Source organism: Shewanella surugensis, from assembly GCF_023284005.1.
GTDB lineage: Bacteria > Pseudomonadota > Gammaproteobacteria > Enterobacterales > Shewanellaceae > Shewanella > Shewanella surugensis.
This window is the reverse complement of the sequence record NZ_JAKIKS010000029.1, coordinates 43,293-52,800: the sequence shown is the minus strand read 5'-3', so window position 1 is coordinate 52,800 and position 9,508 is coordinate 43,293. Positions and strand designations below refer to the sequence as shown.

General features: G+C 42.9%; 8 protein-coding genes. 5 read left to right on the top strand and 3 right to left on the bottom strand.

Annotation, left to right across the window (positions count from 1 at the left end; translation table 11 throughout):
* Positions 1 to 513: 513 nt before the first annotated feature.
* Both L2764_RS09595 and L2764_RS09590 read right to left on the bottom strand, forming a co-directional pair.
* Positions 514 to 1,110 (bottom strand): peroxiredoxin family protein, encoded by a 597-nt coding sequence (locus L2764_RS09595; protein WP_248940001.1) that lies wholly within the window; start codon positions 1,108 to 1,110, stop codon positions 514 to 516.
* An 89-nt stretch (positions 1,111 to 1,199) separates the two neighbouring features.
* Complete coding sequence (locus L2764_RS09590) at positions 1,200 to 3,425, bottom strand: TonB-dependent receptor plug domain-containing protein (protein WP_248940000.1); 2,226 nt, start codon at positions 3,423 to 3,425, stop codon at positions 1,200 to 1,202.
* Between the two features lie 536 nt (positions 3,426 to 3,961).
* On the opposite strand from L2764_RS09590, the gene greA reads away from it, so the two are divergent.
* The 4 genes from greA to secF all read left to right on the top strand — a co-directional run bounded on the left by greA (position 3,962) and on the right by secF (position 8,327).
* On the top strand, positions 3,962 to 4,438 hold the full coding sequence (gene greA, locus L2764_RS09585; RefSeq protein WP_248939999.1) for a transcription elongation factor GreA: 477 nt from the start codon (positions 3,962 to 3,964) through the stop codon (positions 4,436 to 4,438).
* A gap of 336 nt (positions 4,439 to 4,774) precedes the next feature.
* Positions 4,775 to 5,395, top strand: coding sequence for a hypothetical protein (locus L2764_RS09580; RefSeq protein ID WP_248939998.1), 621 nt, complete (start codon positions 4,775 to 4,777; stop codon positions 5,393 to 5,395).
* A 190-nt stretch (positions 5,396 to 5,585) separates the two neighbouring features.
* Entirely contained in the window at positions 5,586 to 7,400 is a 1,815-nt protein-coding gene (secD, locus tag L2764_RS09575; RefSeq protein WP_248939997.1) for a protein translocase subunit SecD, read from the top strand.
* A gap of 3 nt (positions 7,401 to 7,403) precedes the next feature.
* Positions 7,404 to 8,327, top strand: a complete 924-nt coding sequence (secF, locus tag L2764_RS09570; RefSeq protein WP_248939996.1) for a protein translocase subunit SecF — start codon at positions 7,404 to 7,406, stop codon at positions 8,325 to 8,327.
* 149 nt (positions 8,328 to 8,476) lie between these two features.
* Here secF and yhbY read toward each other — a convergent pair whose 3' ends face one another.
* Complete coding sequence (gene yhbY / locus L2764_RS09565) at positions 8,477 to 8,779, bottom strand: ribosome assembly RNA-binding protein YhbY (RefSeq protein WP_248939995.1); 303 nt, start codon at positions 8,777 to 8,779, stop codon at positions 8,477 to 8,479.
* Positions 8,780 to 8,871: 92 nt separating this feature from the next.
* On the opposite strand from yhbY, the gene rlmE reads away from it, so the two are divergent.
* The gene (gene rlmE / locus L2764_RS09560) at positions 8,872 to 9,501 is read left to right on the top strand and encodes a 23S rRNA (uridine(2552)-2'-O)-methyltransferase RlmE (protein ID WP_248939994.1); all 630 of its coding nucleotides are present in this window, start codon (positions 8,872 to 8,874) and stop codon (positions 9,499 to 9,501) included.
* The last annotated feature ends 7 nt before the right edge of the window (positions 9,502 to 9,508 follow it).

The window sequence follows — 9,508 nt, the reverse complement described above, 5'->3', positions numbered from 1 at the left end:
ACGATTCTTTTCCCGTCCAATGGACTTTGTTACATTGTCAGACTCGCTTCTTTATTCAGAGTCATAGGGGCATCTGGTGATACAGATGGTTCACTCATAAGCGGTGAACAGCGCTTCATACGACTTCACGTCGCACTACCATAATAATGATTGTATGCCACGCGGGTTTGGTGTTCGAGGAGAAAGAGCGGTGAAAGCCTTAAAATGAACAGTTATCTTAGCAAAAAAGCCAATGCTAAAAAGTGGTGATTTACACCACTTTGACACTTGAAGTTAAAATAATAGGTAAAATAGAAAAATTTTACCTTAACCATGGTTCAACCGTTATCGAATAGAAAAGGCCCAATCGAAGACGTGCACTGTTTTTTGCTGTTTTATTGCCCGTCGAAGTGACTGAAAGTATTTTATCAGTCATCAAATGCATGATAATTTCAAGCGCTCACCAAATGCATATGTGATAAGACATTATGAGGCTTAACTTATTTTGAATAGTGTGAATGGGCATTCACACTTTCAACTACAGTTGAGCCCAAACTCCTGCCTCAATTGGGGTAATAACTGCGCCAGTTTCACATAGCCTCTGAGATAACTATGTAAGTGCCCACTTTCGTCAATAATTAAGGTGATGGGGGTTGCAGGTAGCGGACCGAGGCTGTTCATCATGGCTTTATCGGCGAGGTAGCCGGGAAAATCCAGTTTCATCTTCCATAAGGCTTTTCTTAAAGCGGCTTTATCCCCATGGCTGGCTAACGCCACGATATTAATGGCGTTAGGGCAATGGCTGAGTAATCGATTAAAGGCTTTGCCTTGTTTGAGACACCAAGGGCATTGAGGCTTGAAAAACATCAGTAACGTTGGTTTGCCTTTGAGTGTTTGTAAGTATTCAATCTTGTGAGTGACGAGATTTTCATGTCCATAAGCCAACCAAGGTAAGCTGTCAAAGCTGGGGCTAGCATGGGATGACGTCGATTGAGTCAATGACGTCGATGGAGCTGGTTGAGTAGATTTAATAGACAGGGTAGATGAATCAGCGGTTTCAGCACTGACCAATGGTATTTGCATCAATAGGGCAAAGAGCAAGGCGATATTGATTGGAATATTTTTTTTCATCGACAGGCTGTCCTTAAAAAGGGTGGGAGCAATGCATTCAGCCCACGGGTGTTTGGCCTGAATGCATTAAAGGAGAAAATAGGCTCGGCTTAGAAAGTGGCTTGAATGCCAGTGTAAGCTTCACGGCCTCGCAGTGGCCCCCAAATGTAAGCCACATCATAGCCGCCATCGAGATCATAGAATAACGGGGATTCACCTTCGTTGGCTTGAGTGTAATTAAACAGGTTATTGACGCCGATATAAAGGTCAATATTATCGGTGATGGCTTTGCTAAGTTTAAAATCCAATGTCCAATAAGAAGGTGCATGGGTGGATTTTTTCGATGAAGCAACCACAATGCCGTTACTGTCGATTTGATTATAACCGTCATAGCCATAATCAGATAAATCACGTGCGCCAATCCACACCAGATTGGTGAATAAATCCCAGCCATTAATGTCCCAATCAGCATAAAAGGTTAAGCGTTTTTCTACTGGTGCGATAGCGTAAGAGGATTTAAAGGCCGTATCATAAATGAAACGCTCGGCAGTGACATTGAGCGTGAGATTATCTGTGATGGCATAGCCTAACGCGATATCGGCGGTGGTGACAGTGGCCGTTTCATCCAGCTGGGTTAATAGTGGCACGCCGCCATCGGTTTCATCTGTTTTCTTGGTTTTAGTGAGCATGGCGAGATTATCAACCTGAGTCCAAGCAACCGATGATGTCATGCTTAATTGTTCGCCATCAAAGCTTAAGGCATAAGTGACAGAGCGAGAACGCTCCAGCTTATCGACATCGATTTCAAAGCCTAGATACGCATCCAGAACGCCATGATCCGTTTCAAAGAACGATAAAGGCGCACGATAGCCTTTACCCGCAGAGAGGCGTGAAATCCAGTACTCATTATGGCTATAGCTCATATCAATGCGTGGCGCGAGGATATATTGGTCGATTTCTTTACCCGGTTTACTGGTATCGATAAAGTCGGCTTGTACATGGTCATAGCGTAGCGCCATGTTAATTTCAAGCGCATCGGTTGTCTGCCATGTATCCTGTAGATAGAGGCCTAGTACATCATAGTCGAACGCATCGCTGACATAAGCGGGATTCGTTTCACCACTGGAATGGGAGCGCATTTCTTCGCTGCGCTTGTCGACACCGAAGGTCAGTAGATGGCTTTCGTTGAGGAAGTAATTAAAACGCGCATCTACATACCACATTGTGTCTTCGGCATAATAGCTGAAACCCTCGTAGAAAGAGTCTTGGGTGTGATCGGAATAACTGGCCGATAATGTCATATTCCAGTCATCATTAAGAGCGCGTAACCAGCTGAGTGACAGCTCATCGCGTTGAGTATTGACCCATTCAGTGGTTTCCCACGCTTTACCGATGAAGTTATTACGCACATCACCGCCTTCAAACAGCATGTCAGACTCGATGTCATCAAAAGATGAGAGAACTTTAGCAACGCTGGTGGCGGTGCCGTCAGCAAAGGTATTGCCTAACATGGGGCCACCAAAGACTTCTGATTGGATATTGGCATACCTTACGATGACATTATCGTTATCGGTGAGATCGTGAGATACACGTAAGCTAAAAGTGCGATTGTCTTGGTTGGGGGCTTCGTTAACCCAATTATTATCTTCATCCACTTGATCTCGGTTGTCATACTGGGCTATTAACGTGGCACGGGTACGACCATCATCCGTTATTCCTGTGCCAAGAATACCGACTTTACGGTTGCCGTTTTCACCGATAGAGGCATCGACAGTGGCCGAGTTTTCGATCGCTGTTTTGGTAATAATGTTAATGGTGCCACCAATCGCTTCGGGGGCAATAAGCGAGGCACCAGCGCCACGCGCGATTTCAATGCGATCAAGGCCTGTTGTGGGAATAGCATCAACAGCATAGTAACCCGCTATCATGGCGTGAACGGGGAGGCCATCAACTAAAATGGTGGTTTGTTCACCTCGTAATCCATTTAGCATAATACGCTTAACGCCGCACATGGAGCATTCATTGGAGACCCTAACGCCCGGTGTATTGTTAATGGCTTCGGTCAAGTTAACGGCATTTTTATGCTGCATCAATTCGGCACTGATCACCTCAGTCTTCATGATGCTGTCTGATAGCATGCCAGCTTTTTCCAAGCGTTGGCGAACACCATAGACTGCTATTTTTTCGATTGAATTGTTTTCGGTTTTGGTTTCAGCTTCAGTTTCAGCTTGAGCTTGAGCTTGAATATCGGCGGTTTGGTCTTGAGCGTTTGCTTGTGCAGAGTGTACTTGGATAGTAAGGAATACTGCAAATGCTATTGAAGTTTTCTTAAACATTGTTCCTGTCTCGATAGATGCCTAGATAAGGCCAAATGTATTTAAAGAGGTTGAATATCAGTGAATGCGCTTTATATCTTCACTTAAGGAGGTTGATAGCGTTATCCAATTGATGCAATTTGGCGTGAAGGTAATGATAATTATTTGCAATTACAATTCTACTTTAGATGAAATCCAATATTATTCTTGAAAAAAGACTGAGTTGATTACAAAGCGTTGCTTTTTCGTTATTTAACATTGATTTTTTGGTGAACGAAATGAGGTGTGAACTCAGTATTCATTAGCTGGGAATGAACGATATTAATGACTTGCTGATGTAAGGTGGTGTGCTATTTAGTAAAGCAATAGGGTTTGGGATAAATGATCAATAAAGTAAGTGTCTTTGTTTTTTGTCGTCAAGATCCACTGGTTCATGTTCCTTCTGCTCATTTTGGACTATACATTTATTCCATCCCGAGTATAAAATAAGGGTAATAGATTATTTGATTGTGTTGCGACACAGTGTGCTTTTGTTTTAAAGGAGACGAAAGAGAATTATGAATAAGGTTCCAATGACGGTTATCGGTGCGGATTTGTTACGTACAGAATTAGATCATCTTAAGTTTGAACGTCGCCCTAAAATTACCGAGGCTATTGGTACAGCCAGAGAACTCGGTGATTTAAAAGAGAATGCCGAGTATCATGCAGCGCGTGAAGAACAAGGGATTTGCGAAGCCAGAGTGCGGGATATTGAAGGGAAGCTCTCTAATGTCCAAATCATTGATGTCACTAAAATGCCTAATACAGGACGAGTGATTTTTGGCGTGACAGTGACCATTTTAAATATCGATACGGATGAAGAAGTGACTTATCGTATTGTGGGTGATGATGAAGCCAATATTAAAGAAAATTTGATTTCTGTTAGCTCTCCCATCGCAAGGGGATTAGTGGGTAAGCATCAAGATGATGAAATTACTATCGATACCCCAGGGGGTAAGACAGATTATGAAATCCTTAAAGTAGATTATATTTAATTATTTGTTGATAAAGCCGCTACCCGTTAGTGGTTTTTTGTTGTTTGTTTGTATCTGTTTTTTCTGACTTTCCCCGTATTAATTGTTATCTCGTTAGTAAGAGAGTATTATTCATTTCTATCTCAGGGGGCTTATTTCTGTCGATCTTATTTTGTTGTCTAGTTTTTCGCTATCGTTATTTCTGCAGCTGTAGAGAAAATACGTAGGAAGTGATTGAAGCGGTTTTGTTTTGAAAGCAGCATCAGAGCTAAGCATGATGATTTAGATTAGAAAGTGGCATTTAAGAGTGTGTAAATTGCTATTATGGGCTTGAACTTCACATTATTGGATTAGCGATTGAAATTATTTAGGCAAGTGATTGCAGTATGGTGTATTGGATTGATGCTGAGCATCAATGCTTACGCTTGCGTGGAGCAAATCATCGTGCCTAATGTTGTAAGCAGTGATGTCAGTCTGCTTTCACATTTAAATCAGAGTTCTAGTGCTCGTTTAAGCCTAAGTCCAAGCTTTCATTCAAGCTTAAGTGCCTCAGCGGTGCAGTCACTTTCTTCTGATAAGGTGACTGTCAATAAATCGGTTGTGTCTCTGTCGACTCAAAAAGTAACAGCAACTCATTTTGATGCTGTAGCGGCGAAAGTGGCTTTAAAGCATGTGAGTCAAGTAAAATTTAAGCCTAAGCCTGCCTCAGAGTCGAACCCCGTCAATAGAGGTGCGAAGTTTATTCCTATAGGGACACAGGCCTATTTTAATTTCATTCAGCATGATCTTGTCGAGATCAGGCCGCAATACTTATTAGCATTTGAGTTTTCGCCCCCCATTACACCGAGTTTTATGGTGGGGTATCGTATCGATGCAAATAACCCTTCTTGGTTTTTAACGACATTTTCCAAAAATGCCCGTGTTTCTGGCTGGAAAGAGTCGAATCTCATTTATCGTTTTACTCATCAAACCGCCTAATTTTTTAGCCTAAAAAGAGAGCCCATTTCATAAGCTGCCTTAACGTTTAAGGATTGGGGTGCCATTGTGCGCACCGTGACTTTGTTGAGCTTATGATTTCTTTTTAGTTTGCTTCAGGCTTTCACCCATTTACAAATATGAGTAATACAGCAATGAGTCTATTTGTTGCTGTTATTAGGTAATGAGATTTATGAATAATCGACAAAAACATAAAATCCTGAATAAGTATTCGGCATGGCAGTATATCGTCTTAATAGTCACTCTAATCATTATGTTATTAAGTGCGCTCCCCACTTGGTATGGAGAAGATGCCGCGGTTCAGATCAGCAATACATCAGGACTCGTCCAATCTCCAGTGGCTTTACAGCTTAAACTGCAAGATGCTGGCATTAAGGTTAAACGTATTAGCCAAAACGATAAAAATACCATTGTGGTATTGGATGATGATCAGCAACAAACACAAGCAAAAGATCTGTTAGCGAAAAGTGCTTCCGATAGCGCTCAATTAACATTGGCTTTAGTCCCCGCAGCGCCGGCATGGTTGACGAATATGGGCTTTGAGCCGATTAAATTAGGGCTTGATTTACGCGGTGGCGTGCAGTTTTTATTAGATGTGGATGTCGATCCTGTTTATAGCGCTCATCAAAGTCAGCTTATCGATTCTATTCGTCAATTTGTTCGAGAACAAAAATTACGCGGGATAAGTGTGACAAAAGCAGCCGATCAAGGCATCCATATCACCTTATCAGGCAAAGATGTGCGAGGAGAGCTCCGTACTTTTCTTAAAAATAGTTATTCTCAATGGCAAATCACCAATTTTGGCGATTCGAGTTTAGCACTGGTGTTAAAACCCGATGAAAAAGATAATATTCGTAATTTAACGGTGCAGCAGAATTTGCAAGTGATGCGCAGTCGAATTGAGCAACTAGGGATCACTGAAGCCATGGTCCAGCGTCAAGGCGAGCATCGCATTCGTATCGAACTCCCTGGGGTACAAGATCCTGCTGCGGCTAAGAATGTGATTGGGGCGACGGCAAGCTTAGCCTTTTATGCCGTTAAAAATACTGGCGCGGTGAATACTAAGGTCATTAAGGATAAAGCGGGAATGCCAGTTTCTGTTTCTCGTCGTCCTGTGCTTGGAGGCGAGCATATTGTCGATGCTCGAGCAGGTATGGGTGAGATGGGAAGAGCGGAAGTGAATATTACCTTAGACAGTGAAGGTGGAAAAATCATGTCTGATTTTTCTCGTGCCAATGTCGGTAATCCAATGGCGACGGCCTATAGCGAATACAGTCGCGATCTCAATGGCAAAGCGCAACAAAAAACCGAGATTATTAGTGTCGCCACTATCCAATCACAATTGGGCGATCGCTTTAGAATTACGGGAGCGGGTAACTATCAAGAAGCGCAACAATTGGCCTTGCTATTAAGAGCGGGTTCGATGACGGCACCAGTGTTAATGGTTGAAGAGCGCACCATTGGCCCAAGTTTGGGGGCTGAAAATATTGAAAATGGTTTTGCGGCATTAGGCCTTGGGATCAGCATCACCTTGCTGTTCATGGCGCTTTGGTACCGACGTTTAGGTTGGGTCGCGAATGTGGCCTTAATCGGTAACATGGTACTACTATTTGGTTTACTGGCGCTGATCCCCGGGGCGGTTTTAACCTTACCGGGTATTGCGGGGTTAGTGTTAACGGTGGGCATGGCCGTGGATACCAATGTGATTATTTTTGAACGTATCAAGGATAAGATGAAAGAAGGAAGAAGCTTTGCCCAGTCAATTGACCGAGGTTTTGACAGTGCCTTTTCGACCATCATTGATGCGAACTTTACCACGATGATCACTGCGGTGGTGTTATACGCCATTGGTAATGGGCCAATTCAAGGCTTTGCGCTGACATTAGGCTTAGGTTTACTAACCAGTATGTTTACGGGCATTTTTGCTTCGAGAGTCATCATTAATATGGTGTATGGGCGTAACACAAAGCGTAATCTGAGGGTGTAATTCATGAAAAATATTAATAGATTAACGAAGTGGCGTCATCTGTCTAGCTTAATTTCAGTGATTATAGTGATCCTTTCGCTGGCCATTATTTCAGTCAAAGGCTTTAACTGGGGCTTGGATTTTACCGGCGGAGTGGTGGCTGAAGTGACCATGAGTCCGAAGATCACGGCAAGTGAAATTCAGCCATTAATGAATGCGGCATCGAAACAAGATGTGAGCGTTATTTCTGCTGGGGAGCCTGGACGTTGGGTGATCCGCTATGGTTTGCCTGATAGTGTAAAAAGTATTGATTCGACAGACAGTAATTCTGCGGTGCTCGATGTCAAACAAGTCTTGAGTCCGTTAGATAACAACGTAAAACTGATCAATTCGAGTGTGGTTGGACCACAGGTTGGGCAGGAATTAGCCGAACAAGGCGGGTTAGCCTTACTCATCGCCATGCTGTGTATTTTGGGCTATCTCAGCTATCGTTTCGAGTGGCGTTTGGCTGCAGGCTCATTATGTGCACTTGTGCATGATGTGATCTTCGTGTTGGCTTTTTTCTCATTGAGTCAAATGGAGTTTAATCTCACGGTGTTGGCAGCGTTGTTGGCCATCTTAGGCTATTCATTGAATGATTCTATTATTATTGCCGATAGAATTAGAGAAGTGTTGATATTAAGGCCCAAGGCCAAGACGGTTGATGTGAATAATGAAGCGGTTGTGGCCACATTTTCTCGTACCATGGTGACATCGGGGACAACATTAATGACTGTTGTCGCATTATGGATAATGGGAGGTGAGCCGTTGCAAGGTTTCTCCATTGCCATGTTTATTGGTATTTTGGTAGGGACGTGGTCATCGATTTCAGTGGGGACAGTATTACCCGAAAAACTGGGTTTACTGCCAGCACATTACAAAGTCGAAGCGATACCCGAAACGCCATAATACGATTTTAGCCAGTGGGTTTATTTACTGATGAGTCTTGAAGGTGTAAACTTATTTACAGTATCGGCCTTCTATCTTAAATTCGGATTGAAAATGAAAAAAGCCGCTATTGACTAGCGGCTTTTTATTATTGAAATAAAAGTGTTAACCTATTTACGCGCTTGCGGTATGGCTATTTTCATTTCTTCGGATTGACGGAATAAGACTAGGATATGACCAATAAATTGTACTTTTACGGCTTGTGTCTCACGGATAATGGCATCGACGATTGCATTTTTTAGCTCTCTATCAGCAGAGGCTACTTTCACTTTGATTAGTTCATGATGAGAGAGTGCGCTATCAATTTCAGCCAGTACACCTTCAGTCAGACCGTTAGAACCAAGCATCACTACGGGCTTTAAACTATGTGCTAAGCCTTTTAAGTGCTGTTTTTGTTTGGTTGTTAAGTTCATTTATACCAACTTTATGCTGAGTTACTGTTGAAAAGACGCTATTCTACCCTTATATAGCCCTTATGTAACTCTCATTTGTTGCGGATTTTTAAATGTCAGGTAAAAAACGAACAGCGAGCTCCTCTCGTTGGATGCAAGAACATTTTGATGATCATTATGTTAAATTAGCTCAGAAACGAGGTTTACGTTCGCGTGCCGCGTTTAAAATTGAAGAAATCCAAGAGAAGGATAAATTAATCCGTCCCGGTATGACTGTGGTGGATTTAGGTGCCGCCCCTGGAGGTTGGTCTCAGGTGGCGGTTAAATTGGCTGGAGACTCAGGAAAAGTCATCGCTTGTGATATTCTCCCGATGGATCCCATCGTCGGTGTGGATTTTTTACAGGGTGATTTTCGTGAGGAAAAAGTGTTAGAGGCCCTGCTAACCCGCGTAGGTGATGCAAAAGTCGATGTCGTGCTTTCAGATATGGCACCTAACATGAGTGGTGCGGGTGGTGTTGATCAGCCCAGAGCCATGTATTTAGTTGAGTTAGCATTAGAGATGTGCCATCAAGTATTGGCACCAAATGGTTGTTTTGCCGTTAAAGTTTTTCAGGGGGAAGGCTTTGATGACTATATGAAAGCCGTGAAACAAGCATTTAAAACTGTAAAAACCCGTAAGCCAGACTCTTCACGTGCTCGATCGCGTGAAGTCTATTTAGTGGCGACAGGGTACAAGTTGTAGTACCCTA

What these genes read in the sequence shown, in the direction of transcription:
- L2764_RS09590 (WP_248940000.1), bottom strand. Translation starts at nt 3,425, where the DNA reads ATGTTTAAGAAAACTTCAATAGCATTTGCAGTATTCCTTACTATCCAA.
- secF (WP_248939996.1), top strand. Translation starts at nt 7,404, where the DNA reads ATGAAAAATATTAATAGATTAACGAAGTGGCGTCATCTGTCTAGCTTA.
- L2764_RS09595 (WP_248940001.1), bottom strand. Translation starts at nt 1,110, where the DNA reads ATGAAAAAAAATATTCCAATCAATATCGCCTTGCTCTTTGCCCTATTG.
- yhbY (WP_248939995.1), bottom strand. Translation starts at nt 8,779, where the DNA reads ATGAACTTAACAACCAAACAAAAACAGCACTTAAAAGGCTTAGCACAT.
- secD (WP_248939997.1), top strand. Translation starts at nt 5,586, where the DNA reads ATGAATAATCGACAAAAACATAAAATCCTGAATAAGTATTCGGCATGG.
- greA (WP_248939999.1), top strand. Translation starts at nt 3,962, where the DNA reads ATGAATAAGGTTCCAATGACGGTTATCGGTGCGGATTTGTTACGTACA.
- rlmE (WP_248939994.1), top strand. Translation starts at nt 8,872, where the DNA reads ATGTCAGGTAAAAAACGAACAGCGAGCTCCTCTCGTTGGATGCAAGAA.